Source organism: Bradyrhizobium sp., assembly GCF_004799405.1.
In the GTDB taxonomy this organism is placed as follows: domain Bacteria; phylum Pseudomonadota; class Alphaproteobacteria; order Rhizobiales; family Xanthobacteraceae; genus Bradyrhizobium.
Genome location: NZ_SSMW01000009.1, coordinates 41,996 through 62,611 on the forward strand (window position 1 = coordinate 41,996; position 20,616 = coordinate 62,611).

General features: G+C 61.9%; 22 protein-coding genes and 1 pseudogene. 9 read left to right on the top strand and 14 right to left on the bottom strand.

Annotation, left to right across the window (positions count from 1 at the left end; translation table 11 throughout):
• Positions 1-11 precede the first annotated feature (11 nt).
• The 3 genes from E7813_RS02390 to E7813_RS02400 form a co-directional block, all read right to left on the bottom strand.
• Complete coding sequence (locus E7813_RS02390; protein ID WP_291570474.1) at positions 12-605, bottom strand: GNAT family protein; 594 nt, start codon at positions 603-605, stop codon at positions 12-14.
• A gap of 13 nt (positions 606-618) precedes the next feature.
• Positions 619-1,548, bottom strand: a complete 930-nt coding sequence (locus E7813_RS02395; protein ID WP_291570476.1) for an SMP-30/gluconolactonase/LRE family protein — start codon at positions 1,546-1,548, stop codon at positions 619-621.
• Between the two features lie 216 nt (positions 1,549-1,764).
• Positions 1,765-2,598, bottom strand: a complete 834-nt coding sequence (locus E7813_RS02400; protein WP_291570478.1) for an AraC family transcriptional regulator — start codon at positions 2,596-2,598, stop codon at positions 1,765-1,767.
• Positions 2,599-2,793: 195 nt separating this feature from the next.
• Here E7813_RS02400 and E7813_RS02405 point away from each other — a divergent pair.
• Positions 2,794-3,001: pseudogene (locus E7813_RS02405) on the top strand (branched-chain amino acid ABC transporter substrate-binding protein); the annotation flags it as partial.
• A 172-nt stretch (positions 3,002-3,173) separates the two neighbouring features.
• On the opposite strand, the gene E7813_RS02410 reads toward E7813_RS02405, so the two are convergent.
• Positions 3,174-3,551 carry a hypothetical protein gene (locus E7813_RS02410; RefSeq protein WP_291570481.1) on the bottom strand — a complete coding sequence of 126 codons (378 nt, stop codon included), beginning with the start codon at positions 3,549-3,551 and terminating at the stop codon, positions 3,174-3,176.
• Between the two features lie 179 nt (positions 3,552-3,730).
• On the opposite strand from E7813_RS02410, the gene E7813_RS02415 reads away from it, so the two are divergent.
• Positions 3,731-3,937, top strand: coding sequence for a hypothetical protein (locus E7813_RS02415; RefSeq protein ID WP_291570483.1), 207 nt, complete (start codon positions 3,731-3,733; stop codon positions 3,935-3,937).
• Positions 3,938-4,202: 265 nt separating this feature from the next.
• Here E7813_RS02415 and E7813_RS02420 read toward each other — a convergent pair whose 3' ends face one another.
• Positions 4,203-5,345: a hypothetical protein gene (locus tag E7813_RS02420; RefSeq protein ID WP_291570485.1), complete on the bottom strand. Its 1,143-nt coding sequence runs from the start codon at positions 5,343-5,345 to the stop codon at positions 4,203-4,205.
• 297 nt (positions 5,346-5,642) lie between these two features.
• Positions 5,643-6,296, bottom strand: coding sequence for a glutathione S-transferase family protein (locus E7813_RS02425; protein WP_291570486.1), 654 nt, complete (start codon positions 6,294-6,296; stop codon positions 5,643-5,645).
• Between the two features lie 194 nt (positions 6,297-6,490).
• Between E7813_RS02425 and phaZ the strand changes: the two genes are divergently transcribed.
• Positions 6,491-7,714 carry a polyhydroxyalkanoate depolymerase gene (gene phaZ, locus E7813_RS02430; protein ID WP_291570488.1) on the top strand — a complete coding sequence of 408 codons (1,224 nt, stop codon included), beginning with the start codon at positions 6,491-6,493 and terminating at the stop codon, positions 7,712-7,714.
• A 221-nt stretch (positions 7,715-7,935) separates the two neighbouring features.
• Here the strand turns inward: phaZ and E7813_RS02435 are convergent, their stop codons facing one another.
• Positions 7,936-8,565, bottom strand: coding sequence for a DJ-1/PfpI family protein (locus E7813_RS02435; RefSeq protein WP_291570489.1), 630 nt, complete (start codon positions 8,563-8,565; stop codon positions 7,936-7,938).
• 18 nt (positions 8,566-8,583) lie between these two features.
• On the bottom strand, positions 8,584-9,888 hold the full coding sequence (locus tag E7813_RS02440) for an MFS transporter (protein WP_291570491.1): 1,305 nt from the start codon (positions 9,886-9,888) through the stop codon (positions 8,584-8,586).
• A 350-nt stretch (positions 9,889-10,238) separates the two neighbouring features.
• On the opposite strand from E7813_RS02440, the gene cysK reads away from it, so the two are divergent.
• Entirely contained in the window at positions 10,239-11,288 is a 1,050-nt protein-coding gene (gene cysK / locus E7813_RS02445; protein ID WP_291570493.1) for a cysteine synthase A, read from the top strand.
• Between the two features lie 13 nt (positions 11,289-11,301).
• Here cysK and E7813_RS02450 read toward each other — a convergent pair whose 3' ends face one another.
• Entirely contained in the window at positions 11,302-12,480 is a 1,179-nt protein-coding gene (locus tag E7813_RS02450) for an MFS transporter (RefSeq protein WP_291570495.1), read from the bottom strand.
• Positions 12,481-12,541: 61 nt separating this feature from the next.
• On the opposite strand from E7813_RS02450, the gene E7813_RS02455 reads away from it, so the two are divergent.
• Together E7813_RS02455 and E7813_RS02460 are read left to right on the top strand one after the other, a co-directional pair.
• The gene (locus E7813_RS02455; protein ID WP_291570497.1) at positions 12,542-13,342 is read left to right on the top strand and encodes a helix-turn-helix transcriptional regulator; all 801 of its coding nucleotides are present in this window, start codon (positions 12,542-12,544) and stop codon (positions 13,340-13,342) included.
• 169 nt (positions 13,343-13,511) lie between these two features.
• The gene (locus E7813_RS02460) at positions 13,512-14,864 is read left to right on the top strand and encodes a malonyl-CoA decarboxylase (RefSeq protein WP_291570499.1); all 1,353 of its coding nucleotides are present in this window, start codon (positions 13,512-13,514) and stop codon (positions 14,862-14,864) included.
• Between the two features lie 34 nt (positions 14,865-14,898).
• On the opposite strand, the gene E7813_RS02465 is transcribed toward E7813_RS02460, so the two are convergent.
• The 5 genes from E7813_RS02465 to E7813_RS02485 all read right to left on the bottom strand — a co-directional run bounded on the left by E7813_RS02465 (position 14,899) and on the right by E7813_RS02485 (position 18,608).
• Entirely contained in the window at positions 14,899-16,068 is a 1,170-nt protein-coding gene (locus E7813_RS02465) for a mandelate racemase/muconate lactonizing enzyme family protein (protein ID WP_291570500.1), read from the bottom strand.
• A gap of 6 nt (positions 16,069-16,074) precedes the next feature.
• Positions 16,075-16,317, bottom strand: a complete 243-nt coding sequence (locus tag E7813_RS02470) for a DUF3297 family protein (RefSeq protein WP_291570502.1) — start codon at positions 16,315-16,317, stop codon at positions 16,075-16,077.
• Between the two features lie 17 nt (positions 16,318-16,334).
• Positions 16,335-16,811 carry a glutathione peroxidase gene (locus E7813_RS02475; RefSeq protein WP_291570504.1) on the bottom strand — a complete coding sequence of 159 codons (477 nt, stop codon included), beginning with the start codon at positions 16,809-16,811 and terminating at the stop codon, positions 16,335-16,337.
• 24 nt (positions 16,812-16,835) lie between these two features.
• A complete protein-coding gene (locus E7813_RS02480) occupies positions 16,836-18,236 on the bottom strand; it encodes an amidase family protein (RefSeq protein ID WP_291570506.1) in 1,401 nt (466 codons plus the stop codon).
• Between the two features lie 114 nt (positions 18,237-18,350).
• Positions 18,351-18,608 (bottom strand): hypothetical protein, encoded by a 258-nt coding sequence (locus E7813_RS02485; protein WP_291570508.1) that lies wholly within the window; start codon positions 18,606-18,608, stop codon positions 18,351-18,353.
• Positions 18,609-18,911: 303 nt separating this feature from the next.
• On the opposite strand from E7813_RS02485, the gene pqqA reads away from it, so the two are divergent.
• The 3 genes from pqqA to pqqC all read left to right on the top strand — a co-directional run.
• Positions 18,912-18,992, top strand: a complete 81-nt coding sequence (pqqA, locus tag E7813_RS02490; RefSeq protein WP_056301757.1) for a pyrroloquinoline quinone precursor peptide PqqA — start codon at positions 18,912-18,914, stop codon at positions 18,990-18,992.
• A gap of 123 nt (positions 18,993-19,115) precedes the next feature.
• Complete coding sequence (gene pqqB, locus E7813_RS02495; RefSeq protein WP_291570510.1) at positions 19,116-20,045, top strand: pyrroloquinoline quinone biosynthesis protein PqqB; 930 nt, start codon at positions 19,116-19,118, stop codon at positions 20,043-20,045.
• Positions 20,046-20,071: 26 nt separating this feature from the next.
• On the top strand, positions 20,072-20,616 hold a 545-nt coding region (gene pqqC / locus E7813_RS02500; RefSeq protein WP_291570512.1), incomplete at its 3' end, for a pyrroloquinoline-quinone synthase PqqC.

Below are 20,616 nucleotides of genomic sequence, written 5' to 3' on the forward strand. Positions count from 1 at the left end.
TCGTCGGTACGCTACCGCGCCTTCTCGTTCAATTGATAGCTCAGATGCGCTTTCGCCGTCGGCCATTCGCTGGCGATGATGCTGAAGACCACGGTGTCGCGCAGCGTGCCGTTCGGCGCAATCTGATGGTTGCGCAGAATGCCATCCTGCTTGGCGCCGAGCCGTTCGATGCCGCGCCGGCTCTGGTGGTTGAAAAAATGCGTGCGGAATTCAACCGCGATGCAATCGAGCTTTTCGAACGCATGCGTCAGCAGCAGCAGCTTGCACTGGGTATTGAGGGCACTGCGCTGGACGCGTTTGGCGTACCAGGTCGACCCGATCTCGACGCGCCGGTTCGGCGCATCGACGTTCATGTAGGTCGTCATGCCCGCGATCTGGCCGCTGGAATCGAACACCGTCCAGGGCAGCATGGCGCCCGAGGCCTGCAGGCCGAGCCGGCGGTCGATCTCCTTGGCCATGTCCTCGGGCCTTGGAATGAAAGTGTACCAGAGCTTCCACAACTCGCCGTCCTTTACGGCTTCGATCAGCCCGTCGCGATGCTGCTGCGACAAGGGCTCGAGCCGCGCATGCGGACCGCTGAGCGAAACCGGTTCAAGCCAGGGCATCGATCACTCCCGCTTACTTGTTCAGGAAATTCAACGGCAGGCCGGGACGAGCCCAGTCCATCGCGATCAGTTCGCCCCTGCCGGACAGCGTGATGTAGGCGGTCTTGAGATCGGGCCCGCCAAAGGCGATGTTGGTGGTGACGCGGTCGCCGGTCGGCACCTGCTCGACGATGGCGCCGTCCGGCGCGATCACCGAGATGCAGCCCGAAATCAATGTCGCCACGCAGACATTGCCGCCGGCTTCCACCGCGAGCGAATCGAACATCTGGTAGCCGCCGAGGCCCGCGATCGGCTTGCCGCGTTCGCCGCGATAGATCACGTCGCGCGGCTTGACCTCACCGGGCGCCGAGAGGTCGAACGCCCACAGCCGCGCCGTCGGCGTCTCCGCGACATAGACCGTATTTTCGTCGGGCGACAGTCCGATGCCGTTGGCGGGCATCATGCCGAACACGCCTTCGACGATCTCCTTCATGCCGGGCTTGATATAGTAGAACGCGCCGAGATCCATGTCGCGGGCGCGGCGCTTGCCGAGATCCGTGAACCACAGACCGCCGTGCCGGTCGAACACCAGGTCGTTCGGCCCCTTCAGCGGATGCTCGCCGCATTTGTCAAACAGGGTTTCGACCTTGCCCGATGCGAGATCGACGCGCTGGATCGAGCCGCCGATGTACTCGGCGGCCGACGGCGCGCCCGGCATCATGGTGCCGCGCGACGGAAGCCAGCCAAAGCCGCCATTGTTGCAGATATAGCATTTGCCGTCGGGACCGATCGCAGCGCCATTGGGGCCGCCCGGAATTTCCGCAACCGCCTGCTTGCGTCCGTCGGGCCATACCCGGGTCAACCGCCGGCCGCGGATTTCGACCAGCACCACCGACCCGTCCGGCATTACCAACGGACCTTCCGGAAATTCCAGACCGGTGGCGAGAACGCGAACGTTGGACATGAAATCCTCCCGGCCTTTTATAGCTGCGAGGCGGAGTCCAGGCTCATCCCGCACAGGCAACGATTTCGTTGCGTCATGTTATGGCAAAGTCGATCCCGCTTGCCAAGCAATCGCCGGACTACCGGGCTGCGCAAGCCAGCCTTGCGGGGCGGGATGGCGCTTCCGTTCGACGCGTTTTCTTAACGCCAACCGGTATTCGCTTCGCTCGAAAACGCTTTAGTCCTTGACCGGCACCCAGATCTCAAGACCGCCATTGCCGGTGAGCGGATCGAAATTTGCGTCATAACGCTCGAAGTTGGGTGCATCGGCGACTTTCAAGCCAGACGCCGGCAGCCAGTGATTCCAGATCGTGTTGATGGTGCGGCGGATCGTGGAGATGTGCTTAGCATGGGTGAAGACCGCGTATTTCGCTTCGGGAATCCGCACCGTGGAGAATTCGCGCCGCAGGTCGGAAAAGTCGGAGACTTCGACGCCGGCGATGTAGTCGTAATTTCCGGCGTCATCGCCGTTGCAGCAAACGCCGTACGCGACCTGCCCGATCCGGCCAGGAATATTCTGGACCGATTGATTGAAGCGCTGCCACTGGCCGGGGATAACGGCGCTGGTTTCCCAGGTGTAACGCTCGCCAAGTCCGGCTATGAGCAGCGGCTTGCTGGTTTCAAAGCGGGGCGCCCGAAGGCCGTCGAGTGCTGTCGAGTCCATGACGATCGGTTCCTGAAGCTTGAGATGATCGAGACGCGCGGCCGCGCGGACAGCTTCGGGCGTGACCCCGAAATGGTCGCGGAACGCGCGGGTGAATGCTTCGTGAGAGCCGTAGTCCGCGTCCAGCGCGAGAGCGAGGATGTCGGGCGCACCGCTTGCGAGCGCCCGCGCCGCCTCGCTGAGCCGCCGGGCGCGGACGTAACGCATGACCGACAGTCCCGTCGCAGCCGCGAACGCCCTCACCATGTGGAAACGCGAAACTCCGCCGACGCTTGCGATCTCGTCGAGCGTCAAGGCGTCGGCAAGGTGGCTTTCGATAAACCAGAGCGCTTTCTGGGCTGGGTTCATGGGCAGTGGCCTTCATTCGAAGCGCGGGCACCATAATCGCTTTGCGCCTGCTTCGCTTGACAGTCCTTGCTGTGGTCACGACCGGCTTCGGACAAGCGTTCACGCTCCCGCGGCGCGAGGCGTCCGAGTTTTGCCAGTAACCTTCTGCCCAATGAAATCAGAGGGCGCAGGGAATGCCGGGCGCCCAACGCGCCCGTGCTGCGGCAATGCGGTGACGACCTCACCCGCGAAAACGTCACGAAGCAGGCGGCCAACCTGAATTTCGAAATCGGCTCTATCTGCCGGGCACCCGTATCAAGACCAGCCCGACTTCGCCCCGCTCGAACAGCTTCAGATGATGCGCTTCAAGGGCGAGAGCTGGGAGTTGTTCGGGCCGGTCATGAGTGGAGAGAAGAACAGCTAGAGATTCTTCCCTTCTCCCCTTGTAGGAGAAGGTGTCTTCGCGAAGCGAAGACGGATGAGGGGTCTCTTTCCATCGATAGAACCCCTCAGCCGTCCGCGGTGCTTCGCATCGCGTCCACCCTCTCCCGCAAGGGGAGAGGGGGAAGTAAGCGCAGCTCCCATCATTGACGGTTTTATTTCGCACTGTCCTTTGCCAGAGGCGCATCCTTCGCGGGCACCGTCACATCGGCTTTCTTCTTCTGATCCTCCACCGACTTCTTCTGCGCCGCCTGCAATTCGTCGACGACCTTCTGCAAGCCTGTGACGGTGCTTTTCAAGCCCTCGATCTGCCGGTTCGCGGCATCGAGCTTTTGCTGATGGTCGGCGCTTAGTTTCGCGATCGTCTTTTGCAGGAAATCGACGTTGCTCTGCAGGCAACTGGTCCGTCGCTCCATGGTCTTTTCGACCGTGCAGATCTCGATGCCGGGAACGTCCTGGGCGCGGACATGAGCGCACCTCAAAAAGCACGGCGCCAAAACCACCAAAGCGGCGAGAGCGATCCGGCCGATCATCGAAATCCTCATTTGGGCGCTTGCCGTTGGTCAATTTGTCGAGAGCGGGTGCCGTGCAACAAGCATATCATACGGAAACCTCATTCGCGCGTTGAGGTTTGCAAAGAACCCCCTAGCTAAAGCAAGGGGCGGAGAACGCAAGCCGAGCTTGCGCGTCTGTCGCAGGGAGAACCACGGATATGGCAACGCGCGAACGACGCCTGGCTGAATTCAACGGCGAGGGAGAACCGCCGGCGGGTCAGCCGGTTCAGGTGCTGTGCGAGGATCACAGCGGCACCTACCAACTGCCGTTCGCCTGCCGTTTTGTCGACGGCGAATGGCGCAATCACGAGTCCGGAAGCACCGTCGAGGCAACCGTGGTGGGCTGGCGCCTGCCGCGCGGGTGACAGCAGCCTGCCTCCGTGCGTCCTTGCCGTGATGTGCCAAAACGCTACGGAAATCGAACTCATTTTAAGGTTTGGAACGGGCGCGGAACGAACCGCGCCCGAATCGGCGGTTGAGGCTTGTGACGCGGCGTTCACGGCCAGATATCGACGGGGCGCGGGGGACGTCCCACCACATCCAGATCAGCTGCCCGGCAGTGGCGCCAGCCCCGGCCTGAAATGTTAATGCCGCGGTATCGGATGCCGGGGCGTCACCGGCGGCCGGTGCTTACTCGTACAAATATCCGACCGGCTTTCCTTCGATACGCAGCGGACGCATGTCCTTCCGCGTAATGATCTGACCGGCTAGGCCGTCGATTTCGTCGCGCTGCGTCGGCGTCCAACTGCGAAGATTCTCGATGCCTTTCAGCAGGCCTAGCCGCAGGATTTGCGTATTTTCGCCTAGCCCCGACAGATGTATCGCGTTGTTGCCCGCCGTAACCGTATCGCCGGTCGCAAGTTCAAAATTCCCGCCGGCACTATTGGTGAATTCGGCTGTGCCGCGAATGACGCGATAGATGACGACCTCGCCTTTCTCGAGAAAGGCGGTATCCGCTGTTGCCGATGCGCTCTTCGGCAGCAGCGACTGGCCACGCGGGTCGGTCGCTATGATATGCCCGGTTGTAAGACGACCGCTCGGAATCTCGATTCCGATATTGCGCACATAGACGGGCCCGGCGGATTTGATGGGCGCACCGGCCGCCAGCGGCTTGTAGAGCGCTTCCAGTTCCAACGGATCCTGAAGCCAAAAGCGGGCATCGGATGGACGATCGTGCAAAGGGTGGCTCCAGGCCACACGCGGCGTTTCCGCTTCGTTGATGTGATCCGGGCCCACCACCGTCGGGTTGGGGAAGGTCGTGGGATCGGTAATAAAGCCTTCAAGAAACTTGCCGGAATAGCCCATGGAAATCGGATCCGGCACTACCGTCTGCGGCGTTTTCAGATTCTCCTCCGTCGACAACCCCGACCAGGTGTAAAACAGCTGGCGATGGACGATCGCACTCTGCAGCATCACCGCACCAGGACCGACGGCGTAAAATCGGCCATCGTAATCGAAGGTGAACATGCCCGAAGTGACGAGCACGAGCTGGAAGCCACCCGGTGGAAGGTGAAGATGGAAATCGGTGGGGCCGGTGTCGGGACGGTAAATCGGCAGATTTGTCGAAACCTCGTGGAGCAAGAAGGTTTCGTTGTTCGCATGAAAGCCTTCGTTCGCGCGGTTATAGAGGGCCTGCGGACGATAGGTCGCCTCGTATGAAGCATCCCGGTCGCGATCGATAGCCACGAAATTCCTGTTGTTCAGGCGGAGGGGATCGCCGTTCGGATGGGAAAGGCCAGGCCATTTGAGATCGACCGCGGCATGCACATTCATGACACCCTCCAATCCGACCGGCGTCCAATTTTTTGGCAGCGCGCGAGGCCGTGTTGATAGCTTCATTGTGCTATGCGAAATTCACGCCAGCCGCGCTGCACTGCGGCGAAATCGGTTGTCGTCGCCGCGACGACACCGAAGCTGCTGGACCCAAGCTGGAATTTCGGATGGACGATTTTTGCGCGCCGCCGCTCGGCTCAGCGGACCGACCGTGCACGCGCTCCGGATGTCACCAGCTTGAGCAAAGCCTGCCCGATGTGTGAGCCCGGCAAACAGGCAACGCGGCGCCGGAGTTGCCTAATATTCGACCTCAAGCTCTTCGATATCGGCGGGCTCGGCTTTGGCGGCCTCGATCCATTCCCGCATCTCGGGCGTCGCCATGATCATGCCGGCATAGCCCGCGAGCCTCGGCTCCAGCTTCACGTCATAGGTCATGAAACGGGTCACGACCGGCGCATACATGGCGTCCGCCATGCAGCGTTCGCCGAACAGGAACGGTCCACCCGACTTGGCGAGGCATTCGCGCCAGATGGTGCAGACCCGATCGATATCGGCTTGCGCCCGCGACCAGATCTTGAAGCCGGGAAAGTGACCTTTCAGGTTGACCGGCAGCGACGCGCGCAGCGTGGTAAACCCTGAATGGATTTCACCGCAAATCGACCGGCAATGCGCCCGCGATATACGGTCCGCCGGCAACAGCCCGGCATTCGGCATCACCTCGTTGAGATATTCCGCGATCGCCAGCGTGTCCCATACGGTGGCGCCGTCGTGCCGCAGGCACGGCACCAGGATCGATGACGACAGCAGCAGGATTTCGGCCCGCGCCGATGCGTCGTCGGGCGAGGTAATGACTTCGTCGAACTCCAGTCCGGAGAATCTGGTCAGCAGCCAGCCGCGCAGCGACCACGACGAATAATTCTTGCTGCTGATGGTCAGTGTCGCCTTTGCCATATGGCTATTCCCTCAACTGCTGTGCCCGCCAAAGCCGGCGCGGACAGCGCTTCTTGACCAAGCATCCCGCTGCAAACTGCCCATTGTTTATGCTTCGCGCATTCCATGCAGCAAGCGACGTGCCAGTTTCAGAGGCTATTTGACTCCGCTTTGGCTTCGATATTGCATAGCAACAAAGGCGGGGGCCGAGCCGGATGATGTCGATGATGTATCAAGCCTATCAGAACCACATGGATCTGACGGCACCATGGCGGACGGCGGCCGCCGCGGCGCTGAAATATCTCAACCTCGTCCCGCAGGGCGTCTCCGACCGGTTGTTCGGGCGGCTCGCCGCGGCACTGGAGCTGATCTCGCGCACCTCGCTCACCTATACGCGCCCGGCCTACGGCATCGACAAGGTGCTGGTCGGCAATCAGGAGCTGGAGGTGATCGAGGAAGTGGTCTACGCGACGCCGTTCGGATCGCTGTTGCATTTCAGGAAGGAGAATTCACCGGAGCAGCCGCGCATGCTGCTGGTGGCGCCGATGTCCGGTCATTTCGCAACGCTGCTGCGCGGCACCGTGAAGACGCTGCTGCAGGATCACGACGTCTACATCACCGACTGGCATAACCCCCGCGACATTCCGCCCGATCACGGCAAATTCGGCCTCGACGAATATACCGAGCATCTGATCACGTTTCTCGATCAACTCGGTCCGCGCGCCCACATGGTGGCGATCTGCCAGCCGTCGGTGTCGGCGCTGGCAGCCGCCGCGATCATGTCGGAGGACGATCATCCGGCACGCCCCGCGACCCTTACCCTGATGGCCGGTCCGATCGACACCCGGATCCAGCCGACCAAGGTCAACGAGTTCGCAAAGAGCAAGCCGCTGAAATGGTTCGAGGAGAACCTGATCAACTACGTGCCGTTTCAATGCAAGGGCGCGTTCCGCCAGGTCTATCCCGGATTCATCCAGCTCACCGCCTTCGTGTCGATGAACCTCGAGCGCCACATCAAATCGCACGTCGACCTCGCCGAGCACCTGGCCAAGGGCGAGACCGAGAAAGCCGAGACCATCAAGACCTTCTATGACGAATATTTCGCCGTGATGGACCTGCCGGCGGAATTCTACATCGAGACCATCCGCGACGTATTCCAGGAACATCTGCTGCCGCTGGGCAAGATGATGTATCGCGGCCGGCCGGTGAACCCGGCTTCGATCAAGCGGATGGGCCTGATGACGGTCGAAGGCGAGAAGGACGACATCTGCTCGATTGGCCAGACGCTCGCGGCGCAGGACCTCTGCACCGGCGTGCGCGCCTATCGCAAGGTGCATCACATGCAGGCCGGCGTCGGCCATTACGGCGTGTTCAGCGGACGGCGCTGGAATAACGAAATCTATCCGCTGCTGCGGGATTTCGTGCACGTCAATTCCTGAGACCGGGATGGCGCGGCGCCGATCGCGGCGAAAGCGACGAACTAAATCGACACAAGGTTCGTGACACTTTACCTCTCCCCTTGTGGGAGAGGGAGCTCACGGTCATTGTTGAGAGATCGAAATCTCAAACACCGCGCTACTTCGTCCGGATCGAGGATGGGCGTTGAAACCCAAACTTTTGGCCGACGCGCCAAATTGGTTGAACGTCTCAAAACGGTTCGTCAACGCGCCGGCAGGACCGGCGCAAACCCCTCACGATTGGCCCGCCACGCGCGCTGATATTCCATGATACGGGCGGTCTCGTCGGCGACGTGCTGGCCGAGCATGCCGGCGATCAGATGAAGCGTCGTGTCGATGCAGAGCGAAACCCCGCCACCGGTCACCAATCCTTCCGCGCGCTCCACCAGCATCGCTTCCCGGACGTCGATCCGGGGATAGGTCGCGCGCATGACCTCGAGCGGCGAGGTTTCCGGAGGGACTACTTCGCGTTTGGTGGTGGCGGGCCCGTCATTGAGGACGCCGCTCGCTGCCAGTATCATGCCGCCGGTACAGACCGACGCGACACGGTGTGAAGCGTGCACGCGCCTGATGTAGTCGAGCGTCGCCGGCGCCTGCGCCTGTGCGGTCCAGCCCGGACCGCCGGTGACGATGACGAGATCGCAAGGCGGTGCATCGTCGATCCCGAAATCGGCGGTCACCTTCAGCCCGTTGGCAAGCGCGATCGGCCCCGCACGGGGACCGATGGTGCAGATTTCGATCTGCGGCGCGATCCGCCGCGCCATCGACAGCACGCCAAAGGTCGCCAGATCGATCGGCTCGACGCCGTCATAGATGAAAATGCCAAACCGCACGGCGCTCCCTTCATCCAGCTAGGTCAACGACCCTCCCCTGGTCTCGCGCGCCGCCAGTGCGGCTGCCAGGGTTATCAGCGCCAGAACGATCATCATGATCGATACGCCGGTAGTGCCGCCGAAATATCCGACCATCGCGGTGGCGATGATCGGTGCGAAACCGCCGCCGATCGCGGCCGAAGCCTGAAATCCAAACGACGCCCCACTGTAGCGCACACGCGGACCGAACAGTTCGGGAAAGTAGCAGGATTCAGGCCCGAACATCATGCCATGGCCGAAATTCATCGCGATCATCACGGCAGTGAAGATCAGCGCGGTGCTCTTGCTTTCCAGCATCCAGAACAGCGGGAACGCGAACACGATCGTGAACAGGGCCCCGAGAATATAAAGCGGCCGGCGGCCGATCTTGTCGGCCAGCCAGCCGAACAACGGCAGGCTGACCAGTTCAAGCAATGCAGCGTACAGTACCGCGTCGAGCATCAGCGACTTGGCGAGGCCGAGCTTGGTGGTGGCGTAGCCGACGACGAACACCGTGAGCATGTAGACCCACGACACCTCGGAGAGTTTCAGTCCCACCGCGATCAGAAATGTCTTGGTGTTCCTGCCGACGGCTTCGCCGAACGGATTGTTCGACAAATCGTTACGCTGCCTGAGCCCTTCGAATACCGGCGTCTCCGGCACCCGGGATCGGACGAAGGTTCCGATCGCGAGCAGCACGATGCTGATCAGGAACGGAATCCGCCAGCCGTAGGCCGCGAAGTCGGCGTCGGGCAATTTGCTGACCAGCGTGAACGCCAGCGTCGCCAGCACCAGCCCGATCGGAAATCCGATCTGCACGAAACTCGTGTAGAAGCCGCGTTCGCCGGCCGGCGCGTGCTCCAGCACCATCAGCGAGGCGCCGCCCCATTCGCCGCCGAGGCCGATACCCTGGACGATGCGCAGCACGATCAAAAGGATCGGCGCCAACACCCCGATCGAGGCGTAGGTCGGCAACAGCCCGATGCAAAAGGTGCTGATGCCCATGATGAACAGCGTCAGCACTAGCATGGATTTTCGGCCGAGCCGATCGCCGAAATGACCGAACAGCGCGCCGCCGAGCGGCCGCGCCAGAAAACCGACGGCGTAACTGCCGAGTGCGGCCAATGTCCCCGCCAGCGGATCGAAGGTCGGGAAGAACGCCTTGTTGAACACCAGCGCGGCTGCGGTCGCGTAGATCAGGAAATCGTACCATTCGATGATGGTGCCGAAGCAGCTCGCGAATACGATGGAATTGAGCCTGGTACGCTCCAGGCCGGCTGCCGGCGCCGTTGCGATGATGGTCATTGAGGCCTCCCCTGCTGACGCATCCTCCTCCGCAGAGGATATCCAGCCTCAAAATGATGCAAGCAGCATGCCGGACCGGCCATTGCGTTCAGACCTCCACCCGAAAGCCGACCTCGATGATGGCGTCCTGGGGAATTTTGAAGAAGTCAGGGGCTCGGCTGGCGACCACCAAAACCAGCCGTTCAGTTCGCGTCGTGATGATCGTCCCCCCGCGACAGCGTGACAATTTCGCCCGGCACCCTCGATTGCCGGAAGAGCTGAAGCCGGATAGCGTCGGGGCCAATGACTTGACGTGGCCGCGGGAAGGGCAATGCTTCCCATAGCCAACAATGCAAATGTTGGAGGACGACATGGGACGGACATACGAAAGTATTGTCGAAACGATTGGCAATACGCCGGTGGTGCGGATCAACCGCTTGGCGCCGCAAGGCGTGAACCTTTTCGTAAAAATTGAAGCCTTCAATCCTCTCGGTTCGGTCAAGGACCGCTTGGCTCTCGGGGTAATCGAGGCGGCCGAAAAGTCGGGAGAGCTCAAGCCCGGCCAGACCGTCATCGAAGCGACCAGCGGAAATACCGGGATCGGTCTTGCCATGGTTTGCGCCGCCAAGGGCTACCCGCTGGTGATTACCATGGCAGAGCCATTTAGCGTCGAGCGGCGCAAGCTGATGCGTTTCCTTGGAGCGAAGGTGATTGTCACGCCTGCTGCCGAGCGCGCGGTAGGCATGATCAACAAGACCATCGAGCTTGCCAAGGCGCATGGCTGGTTCATGACCCGGCAATTCGAAAATGAAGCCAATCCCGATATCCACTCGCGCACCACGGCGCGCGAGATCCTCGACGATTTCTCCGGACAACGACTGGATTACTGGGTTACGGGCTATGGAACCGGCGGAACATTGAAGGGCGTCGGGCGGGTGCTTGCCAAGGAACGTCCCGAAACCAAGATCGTCGTTTGCGAACCGCAGGACGCGCAACTGCTCGCCAGTGGCATCGCACAGTCGCGAAACCCGGACGGTACTCCTGCGGCACCGCATCCGACATTCAAGCCGCATCCGATGCAGGGCTGGACACCGGATTTCATCCCCAAGCTGACCGACGATGCGGTGGCGATGAAGTTCATCCATCGCATCCTGCCGATTCCCGGCCCCGACGCCATTCGCTGCAGCAAGGACCTTGCCACCCAGGAAGGCATCTTTGTCGGCATCACTTCGGGCGCAACCTTTGCCGGCGCACTCAAGATCGCGGCCAAGGCGGAGAAAGGAGCAAACATCCTCTGTATGCTTCCCGACACCGGCGAGCGCTATCTAAGCACGCCGCTTTTCGCCGACGTATCGGCGGACATGAACGAGGAAGAGCTCAAAATCGCGCGCTCTACGCCGGGCGCGCAACTCAATCCCTAGGCGCAAAAAGACTTCAGTTCACCCGCGCCGCCGGCACCTTGATCTCCGTCGGCAGGATGATGGCTGCCGCAATCACCAGCAGGCACAGCGCGCCGAACGCATGCAGCATGGTGACGAAACCGCCCTGCTGGTACAGCCATGCCACCAGGCCGACCGACGCCCCCGCGGCGGTGAAGCCGACGAAATAGCGCACCGAATAAGCCCTGCTGCGCCATTCCTCGCTGGTGTATTTGCCGACCATGGCGTCGTTCACGGTGACCTGGCCGAACGCGCCCATCACGATTCCAATGGAGGCAAGGATCAGCGGCAGGTTCGACAACGTCGCCGCGATATACAGGAACGGCGCCAGCATGAACGACAGCGGCAGCGAGACGGCCTTGAGCGAATAACGGTCGATCAGCTTGCCGATGGTGTATTGCGTCATGGCGCCGAACACATACACGCAGGCCGCGATCACGCCGAGCAGCGCCGGGCTTCTGGTCAGATCGCTCAAACGCTCCGCGAACAGCTTCGGCAACGCCACCGTCACCGCGTTGAAGGTGGTGGATATCGCGATCACCACGATCAACAGTGCCACGATCACCCGCCACATGTCCTGCTTGGCGACGCGCGCCTGCGCCGCCGCCTGCCTGAAGCCGGAGCGGTCCTCGTGAACCACCAGGCGCGCAAAGGTGATGCCGATCAGGATGGTGACGATGCCGGGGATGATGAAGGCCCAGCGCCAGCCGAGATATTGGCCGATCACGCCGGTAGCCAGCGCCGACGACGCCACGCCGAGATTGCCCCAGACGCCGTTGAGGCCCATCTCGCGGCCGAGCCTGTCGGCGTAGGATACGATCATGGCAGTGCCAACGGGGTGGTAGATCGACGCGAACAGGCCGATCGACAACAGCGCCGCGCCGAGTTGCAACGGCGTCTGCACCAAGCCCACCGCGATCATCGAAGCGCCGATCCCGGCAAAGAAGATCACCATCATGTGGCGGCGGCTCCAGCGGTCCCCGAGCCAGCCGGTCAGCAGCGAGCCAGCACCGAACGCAATGAAGCCGGGCGTGGCATAAGGCAGCAGTTCGGAATAGGCCATGGCAAGCGCCGGCCCCATGACGATGACGGCGGCGGCAAAGATCAGCATCGAATAATGGTCGATAAAGTGGGCGGCGTTGACGAAACCGATCACCCGGCTCGGGCTGTTCATGGTCGAATCCCCAGATTTCCTGAAATAGGTTATAGGGTCTTGTCCTGACGGGATGTGGCCAATGAGTATCGCCGAAACGCCAATCGCTGCCATCCGCGGAAGCCACCGGGCAACCGGCGACGGCGTCCATCTGGTCGCGCGCCACTACAAAAAGGGCGTCCGGCTCGATACCCACATGCACCGCGAGGCGCAACTGGTCTACGCGGCCAAAGGAACCATGCAGGTCACCACGCCGAAGGGGCGCTGGCTGGTGCCGCCCGATCGCGCGGTGTGGGTGCCGGCGCGTCTCGAACACTCCATCGACGTGCTCGCCGATATCGAGATGCGGACGCTGTATTTCGACCTCGCCTGGCTGGCGCGCGAGGACCGCAGAAACAACCTTGAATCCGAATTCGTGGTGCGGGTGTCGCAGCTGCTGCACGAGGCAATCCTGGCGCTGTTCGACGGCCGCAATAATCCAGACCGCACCGGGCTCCTGGTCAGGCTGGCCATCCTCGAACTGCATCAGGCCGAAGACTCCGCCGCTTTCATTCCATTGCCGCACGAGCCGCGGTGCCGGCGCGCGGCCGATATCGTGCTGGCCGATCCGACCGGTACGCATGAGATCGAGACACTGGCGCGCGAGGTCGGGACCTCGGTGCGAACGCTGTCGCGGCTGTTCTCGTTGGAGACCCGGCTGAGCTTCAAGAGCTGGTGCCAGCGGGCGCGCATCGCGGCTGCGATCGAAAAACTGTCGATGGAGGCCAACGTGTCGGTCAAGCAATTGGCGTCCGATCTCGGCTATGCCAGCGTGCCGGCGTTTTCGCATGCGTTCCGGCAAGTCACCGGCAAGACGCCGACCGAATTCGCCAAGACCAAGTGAGGAGAATGTGGCAGACGGCGGCGTCCTGCCAAAGAGCAGGCCTTCGCGGGGCATGACGAACTATTGTATAATCGCGGCGAGAGTGCCCGTTGTTCGCGCTTGATTGCGATCTACCTTGCCTTAAATCTCGTGTAATAATTCCGCCTGCCCCGGATTGACCCGCCCGATCATGACCAATGCCTTCTTTTCCGATTTGCTTGCCTCGATTTCCGAACGCGGCCGCACCTTGCTGCGCCGTGGCGGATCGTCCGACGCCAAACAGGACGCCTCCGAGTTGATCGAATTATGCGAGGCGCTGTTGTCGGGCCGCGGCGAGGCCTCCGGGACCGCGATGGCGCGCGAGGTTCTCGATCGCTATCTTCATCTCGACGAAGCCGGCCGGCTTTCGTTCTTCGAAACACTGGCCCGCAATTACGGTCCGGACCGGGAAAAGCTGGCGGAAGCCATCGAGGCCTGGCGCGCGCAGCCGAGCGACGATGACGCCAGCGACCTGCATTTTGCGTCGGAGCCGCGGCGGCAGGAACTGATCCGCCGCCTGAACCGCGCCCCCGGCGGCACCAGCGCGCTGGTCGCCATGCGCGCCGATTTGCTCCGCCTGCAGGATGGTCACAAGGACCTGGGCGCGCTCGACCGCGACGTCGCGCATTTGCTGGGTTCATGGTTCAACAGGGGATTTCTCGTCCTTCGAAAAATCGACTGGTCGACGCCGGCGAATATCCTGGAACAGATCATTCGCTATGAGGCGGTGCATGAAATCCGCGACTGGAACGATCTGCGCCGCCGCATCGATCCGGCCGACCGGCGCTGTTATGCATTCTTCCATCCGGCGCTGGTCGACGAGCCGTTGATTTTCGTCGAGGTAGCGCTCACCGAATCGATTCCATCGGCGATCGCGCCGCTGCTCGCCGCGGACCGACAGCCGGTGCCGATCGAGCGCGCCCGGACCGCGGTGTTCTATTCGATCTCGAACACGCAACGCGGCCTCGGCGGAATTTCCTTCGGCAGCTTCCTGATCAAGCAAGTGGCCGAGGAATTGCAGCGCGAATTGCCGAAGCTGGAGAATTTCGTGACGCTGTCGCCGGTGCCGGGTTTCATGCAGTGGCTGAAGCAGGCGAGCGATCTTCCGGTGACGGATGACGAGCGGGCGCTGCTCGCGCATCTCGACAATCCCGACTGGACCGGGAATGCGGAACTGGCGGCACAACTGCGTAGCGTGCTGGAACCGCTCGCGGCATATTACTTCCTGAAGGCGCGCACGCCGAAAGGACGGCTGATCGATTCGGTGGCGCGATTCCATCTCGGCAACGGTGCCCGGCTGGAGCGGATCGACTGGCTCGGCGATCTCTCGCCCAAGGGCCTGCGCGAATCAGCAGGCATCATGGTCAACTATCTCTATCGTCTCGACGAGATCGAAAAGAACCACGAGGCCTATGCCAACGAGGGCGAGGTCGTGGCATCGAGCGCGGTGAAGAAGCTTTTAAAGAGCGAGGGCCGGCGGTTGCTGGATATGCGGCTGTCGTGAACGCCGCGCGCGAAGCACTGCGCTTTTCCGCACCTTACGCCGCCAGCGCCTTCATCTCGGCATAGAGATCGGATTTTCCCTCGAAGCCGATGCCCGGCAAATCCGGCATCGTGATGGTGCCGTTCTCGACACGAACGCCGTCCGGGAAACCGCCATAGGGCTGGAACAGATCGGGATAGCTCTCGTTGCCGCCAAGACCGAGTCCGGCCGCGATGTTCAGCGACATCTGGTGGCCGCCATGCGGAATGCAGCGGCTCGCCGACCAGCCCTGGGTTTGCAGCACCGCCAGCGTTCGCTGATATTCGCAGAGCCCGTAGGACAGCGCGCAATCGAACTGCAGCCAGTCGCGGTCGGGCCGCATCCCGCCGTAACGGATCAGGTTGCGCGCGTCCTGATGGCTGAAAAGGTTTTCGCCGGTCGCCATCGGGCCCGGATAGAATTCCGCCAGTGCGGCCTGGAGCTGGAAGTCGAGAGGATCGCCGGCCTCCTCGTACCAGAACAGCGGATAGTCGCGCAGCATTTTGGCATAGGCGATCGCGGTCTCGAGGTCGAACCGGCCGTTGGCATCGACGGCGAGCTGGGCCCGGCTGCCGATCTCCTTCAGCACGGCTTCGATGCGCTGCCGGTCTTCCCCGATCGGCGCGCCGCCGATCTTCATCTTCACGACATTGTAGCCGCGATCGAGATAGCTGCGCATCTCGCCGCGCAGTGTCGATAGATCCTTGCCGGGATAATAATAGCCGCCGGCGGCATAGACGAACACGAGGGGATTGGCGGTTCGTTTATGACGCTCGGCCAGCAATCGAAACAACGGCTTGCCCGCGATCTTGGCCACCGCATCCCACACCGCCATGTCGATGGTGCCGACCGCGACCGAGCGTTCGCCATGACCGCCCGGTTTTTCGTTGGACATCAGCGTCGCCCAGACCTTGTCCGGATCGAGATTGTCGCCAGCCGAATCCAGAAGCGTCTTCGGATCCGCTTCCATCAGCCGCGGCGCAAAGCGCTCGCGGATCAACCCGCCCTGCCCGTAGCGCCCATTCGAATTGAAGCCGTAGCCAACCACCCCTTTGCCGTCGCGCACGGCGTCGGTGACGACAGCGACGAGGCTGGTCGTCATCTTGGTAAAGTCGATATAGGCGTTGCGGATCGGCGATGAGATCGGCTTGGTGATTTCGCGAACGTCGGTGATACGGACGGACATGGGCGGTCAGGTCTTGTCGCGGAAATACGGCTCGACCGGGCCATGCACCTTGATGGTCAAGGGATTGCCGTAACGATCCTTGGCGGCGCCTGCGGTCACGCGCACCCAGCCTTCGCTGACGCAATACTCCTCGACATTGGTTTTCTCGACCCCCTTGAAGCGAATGCCGACATCGCGCGAAAGTATCTCCTCGTTGTAATACGGACTCCTGGGATCGGTCGAAAGACGATCCGGCAACTGGTCGGTCATGGCGTTATTTTTCTCGTTCACAGCAGCGCCTCGATTTCCCTTGTCAGTCCTTCCGGCTTTGTCGTCGGCGCATGCCGCGCCACCACCCTGCCGGAACGATCGACCAGGAATTTGGTGAAATTCCATTTGATCGACGCGCCGAGCAGCCCGGATTTCGCGTTTTTCAGATATTGATACAGCGGATGGGCGTTCTGGCCATTGACCTCGATCTTTTCGAACATCGGAAAAGTGATGGCATAATGGCTGGCGCAGAACTGCTCGATCTGCCTTGCGTCGCCGGGTTCCTGGCTGCCGAACTGGTTGCATGGAAACCCGAGAACGGAAAAGCCGCGCGGATTAAGCGCTTGATGCAGCGCCTCCAGGCCGCGGTATTGCGGGGTGAATCCGCACGCGCTCGCGGTGTTGACGATCAGCAACACCTGACCCTCATACCGCTTCAGTGCAATGTCTTCGCCGGCAAGCGACCTTGCCGTGAAATCGTGAACGCCAGCCATCGTGTCCTCACAAACCAAAATCAGTCAGCGGACGGGATCGACGGGTGAAGACGGCGTTCCCCCGGCTTCGATGGCCTCGCCCGCAAGCAGGCACAGATCCTCACGGTAACGGCTCGAGACGACCTGAACGCCGACGGGAACGCGGCCCACCAGTCCCGTGGAGACGGTTAGCCCAGGCAGGCCCATGAAGGGAATGGCAATCTGCGGCAGTTGCGCGCGCCAGACCCGTGCGAACGAAGCGTCGTCTCGGCGGTCGAGACCGTCGGGAAACGGCAGTTCGCCGGAGACCGGCATCAGCAGCACAGCATAAGTCTCAAAGAAGGTCAGCCATTCGCGCGTCAGGGTCGCTCGCCGCGTCAACGCCTTCGAGAGCGCGGCGCCGTCGAACGGCTGGACCTTGGTGCGATTGCCGCGCAGGCAAGCCAGCGCGCCAGGATCGCCTTCGCGCTCGGCGGCCTCCAGCTGGGCTTCATATCCGTCGCCGAGCCAGAGTTTGGTTTGAAGTTCGGCGGCCTCGCGCAGCGGCGGCGCATTCTCAATTTGTTCGACCACCCATCCCGCCCGCTCCAGGCGTTTGGCCGCGTCCGTCACGGCGGCTAGCACTTCAGCAACGGTCTCAAGACCATCCGGACGAAGGCAAACCGCTGCCCGCTTCGGCATCGCGGGTCCTTCAAGCGGCGCCGGCACCCACCAGGGATCGCGCATGTCGCGCGCGCACATTGCCGCCAGCGCCAGCCGCAGATCGCCGATGGTGCGGGCGAGCGGACCGGATACCGCCGATATCTGCGGCCCGATGCCGCGCTCCGGCAGCGACGCATTGAAGGCGGGGATACGGCCAATCGTCGGCCGCAGGCCGTGAACGCCGCAGGCGTAAGCGGGATAACGGATCGACCCCGCGATATCCGTTCCGTGCGCGATGTGCCCGATGCCCGCGGCGACCGCTGCGCCTGCGCCGCCGGATGAGCCGCCCGGCGTGATGCCCGGATCGCGCGGATTTTTGGTATCGCCGTGGATCAAGTTGGTGGTGAACCAGCGGTACGAAAACGCCGGGCAATTGGTGCGCCCGAGGATCACGGCGCCGGCCTTGCGAAGATTATCGACCACGGGACTGTTGCTGCGCGCGATCACGTCGCGCTGCAATTTGAGCCCGTTGGTGTTGGCAAACCCCTGCTGGTCGATATTGACCTTGACCGTGACGGGCACACCCGCCAGTGGACCTGTTTCTTCATTCCGCGCAATCGCCGAATCGATCACCGCGGCGTGGGCCAGCACATCCGCCGGCCGGTGGTCGACGACGGCGTTGATCGACGGGTTTACCGCGTCAAGCCGGGCCAGCGCCGAGACGGCCGCTTCCCTGCCCGAAACCTTTCGAGACCGGATGAGCGCGGCAAGATCCGCGGCCGGCAGACGCCAGAGATCGTCCATGGATAACTCCGTTTGATCGCTGGTGTTGTAGCGCCCGCGCAAAGATAGCGCCACCCCGCGAATGGCCGCCTGACGGATTCGCGCGAGGGCGCGTGGAACGACGTCACGCCTTGTTCAATGTTTGGTGGCGGGCGTGTCGAAGACGTCGAGGATGGCTTCGGCAAACGGAAATTCCAGCACGATCTCGCCTGCATCATCCGTTACTTCGAGGACGGCATTCATGAGACCGCCCTCGGCGCCTTCGATTTTCAGCAATTCCTGGATCATGGTCCGGGCCATTTCCCACGCGCGGTCGGGATCCCTCAGCTCCTCGCCTTCCGGGTCCGATACCAGCTCATCGCCGATGCGTGCATTGAAAAAATATCGCGGCATGGTCAAAACTCTAAGGGGGTTAAGAGCTCCGAGCGGAGCCGGCGACACTCACAAGTTCTTTATCCGGGAATTCACCGTGCCCCGTCGAGGCGGCGGCTGGCATGCGGCGCAGAAACGAGCGACATTGAACCTGTTGATCCTGCGCTGTTTTGAAACCCTTTCGCACAAATATGTGAAATCCTTTCGCGCTGCAACATAGCTCGTTAGAGATTGATTGGAAAAAAGATTTCACTGGCGAACTTTTGGTTCTGCATTACTTTAACCGGGAGGGCGGAGTTCGTCCGGTCTGACAAGGAGAGCCAAATGGCCTGGAAAACACCGAAGATTGTCGAAGTGTCGGTCGGTATGGAAATCAACATGTATGCGTGCGCCGCCCGCAAGTAAGCGGCTGCGACACTTCACGTTTTGACTTGAGGTGGATATCCGGGCGTGACACGTTCCTGATGGCAGGATCGTGACCGCGCCGGAGTCCACCTTTTTAGCGTTTGAATCTCCAGGAGGCCGATCATGCTTCGCGTCGTCGTCCTGGGCGCCGCGGCAGGCGGCGGTGTTCCGCAATGGAATTGCGGATGTCCGGTTTGCCGGATAGCCCGAAACGGGCATCCCGAACTTCAAAGCACGCAGGCCTCGATCGCGATCAGCGCCGATGGCGATCACTGGTTCCTGATCAACGCCTCACCCGATCTGCGCCAGCAACTGATCGCAACGCCGCAGCTCCATCCCAAAGCCGGCAAGCTTCGTCACAGCCCGATCTCGGGCGTCGTCCTGACCAATGGCGAAGTCGATGCGGTCGCAGGACTGCTGTCGATGCGCGAAGGCTCGCCGTTCACGATCTATGCGCACGACAAGGTGCTTTCGATCCTGAGGGATAACAGCATCTTCAACGTGCTGAACGAGAAGAACGTGCAGCGCAAGCCGATCGAAATGGACAAAGCGTTCGAGCCGGCATTGCCGGACGGCCCGTCCTCCGGCATCGAGATCCTGCCGTTCGCGGTGTCGGGCAAAAGCGCGTGGTACCTGGAAGGCATGGACCATCCGGGCGGAACCGACGGCGCGGGCGACACGCTCGGACTGCGCATCAGCGACAAGGCGACCGCCAAATATTTCTATTATCTGGCCGCCTGCGCTGGCGTGACCGACGATTTGAAGGCTCGCCTGGCCGGCGCTTCACTCGTCTTCTTCGACGGCACGGTGTGGCGCGACGACGAATTGATCGTGGCAGGTCTCGGCAGCAAGACGGGTCAAGGCATGGGCCATATCGCGATGTCGGGCGACAATGGTGCGATCGAAAGCCTCGCCGGCCTCGACATCGGCCGCAAGATATTTCTGCATATCAACAATTCCAACCCGGCGCTGCTGCACGCTTCCCCCGAGCGCAAGAGTGTCGAGCGCGCGGGCTGGCTAATTCCCGCCGATGGGATGGAGATCGCGCTGTGAACGTCAACCCCAGGCCCCTCGATGCGATGACCGCCTTCTCGTTTAACGGCAGCGCGCCGCTGAACAACGCCGAAGAGCTGGAGGCCGCACTCCGCCATATCGGGGCGACCCGCTATCACAATCTGCACCCGTTTCACCGGCTGCTGCATGGCGGCAAGCTCAACAAGGGACAGGTGCAGGCCTGGGCGCTGAACCGGTACTATTACCAGAGCACCATTCCGCTCAAGGACGCCGTGGTGATCTCGCGGTTTCGCGACCGCGGCATCCGGACGGAATGGCGGCACAGGATAGAAGACCATGACGGCGATGTCGGCACCGAGGGTGGCATCGAGCGATGGCTCAAGCTGACCGAAGGGCTCGGTTTAGACAGCGCCTATGTGGAATCCGCCGAAGGCATCCTTCCCGCCACCCGATTTGCGGTCGAGGCCTATGTGCATTTCGTCCGCAACAGGACTCCGCTCGAAGCCATCGCTTCCTCGCTCACCGAACTGTTCGCACCCAACCTGCATGAAGAGCGCATCTCGGGAATGCTGGCGCATTACGATTTCGTCAACCCGGACATCATGAGCTA

Bases quoted from the DNA above. Each gene is read 5' to 3' on its own strand.
- phaZ (WP_291570488.1), top strand. From the start codon at position 6,491: ATGATGTCGATGATGTATCAAGCCTATCAGAACCACATGGATCTGACG.
- E7813_RS02460 (WP_291570499.1), top strand. From the start codon at position 13,512: ATGACCAATGCCTTCTTTTCCGATTTGCTTGCCTCGATTTCCGAACGC.
- pqqA (WP_056301757.1), top strand. From the start codon at position 18,912: ATGGCCTGGAAAACACCGAAGATTGTCGAAGTGTCGGTCGGTATGGAA.
- cysK (WP_291570493.1), top strand. From the start codon at position 10,239: ATGGGACGGACATACGAAAGTATTGTCGAAACGATTGGCAATACGCCG.
- E7813_RS02450 (WP_291570495.1), bottom strand. From the start codon at position 12,480: ATGAACAGCCCGAGCCGGGTGATCGGTTTCGTCAACGCCGCCCACTTT.
- E7813_RS02410 (WP_291570481.1), bottom strand. From the start codon at position 3,551: ATGATCGGCCGGATCGCTCTCGCCGCTTTGGTGGTTTTGGCGCCGTGC.
- E7813_RS02475 (WP_291570504.1), bottom strand. From the start codon at position 16,811: ATGGCTGGCGTTCACGATTTCACGGCAAGGTCGCTTGCCGGCGAAGAC.
- pqqB (WP_291570510.1), top strand. From the start codon at position 19,116: ATGCTTCGCGTCGTCGTCCTGGGCGCCGCGGCAGGCGGCGGTGTTCCG.
- E7813_RS02395 (WP_291570476.1), bottom strand. From the start codon at position 1,548: ATGTCCAACGTTCGCGTTCTCGCCACCGGTCTGGAATTTCCGGAAGGT.
- E7813_RS02390 (WP_291570474.1), bottom strand. From the start codon at position 605: ATGCCCTGGCTTGAACCGGTTTCGCTCAGCGGTCCGCATGCGCGGCTC.
- E7813_RS02420 (WP_291570485.1), bottom strand. From the start codon at position 5,345: ATGAATGTGCATGCCGCGGTCGATCTCAAATGGCCTGGCCTTTCCCAT.
- E7813_RS02425 (WP_291570486.1), bottom strand. From the start codon at position 6,296: ATGGCAAAGGCGACACTGACCATCAGCAGCAAGAATTATTCGTCGTGG.
- E7813_RS02480 (WP_291570506.1), bottom strand. From the start codon at position 18,236: ATGGACGATCTCTGGCGTCTGCCGGCCGCGGATCTTGCCGCGCTCATC.
- E7813_RS02440 (WP_291570491.1), bottom strand. From the start codon at position 9,888: ATGACCATCATCGCAACGGCGCCGGCAGCCGGCCTGGAGCGTACCAGG.
- E7813_RS02400 (WP_291570478.1), bottom strand. From the start codon at position 2,598: ATGAACCCAGCCCAGAAAGCGCTCTGGTTTATCGAAAGCCACCTTGCC.
- E7813_RS02470 (WP_291570502.1), bottom strand. From the start codon at position 16,317: ATGACCGACCAGTTGCCGGATCGTCTTTCGACCGATCCCAGGAGTCCG.
- E7813_RS02415 (WP_291570483.1), top strand. From the start codon at position 3,731: ATGGCAACGCGCGAACGACGCCTGGCTGAATTCAACGGCGAGGGAGAA.
- E7813_RS02455 (WP_291570497.1), top strand. From the start codon at position 12,542: ATGAGTATCGCCGAAACGCCAATCGCTGCCATCCGCGGAAGCCACCGG.
- E7813_RS02485 (WP_291570508.1), bottom strand. From the start codon at position 18,608: ATGCCGCGATATTTTTTCAATGCACGCATCGGCGATGAGCTGGTATCG.
- E7813_RS02465 (WP_291570500.1), bottom strand. From the start codon at position 16,068: ATGTCCGTCCGTATCACCGACGTTCGCGAAATCACCAAGCCGATCTCA.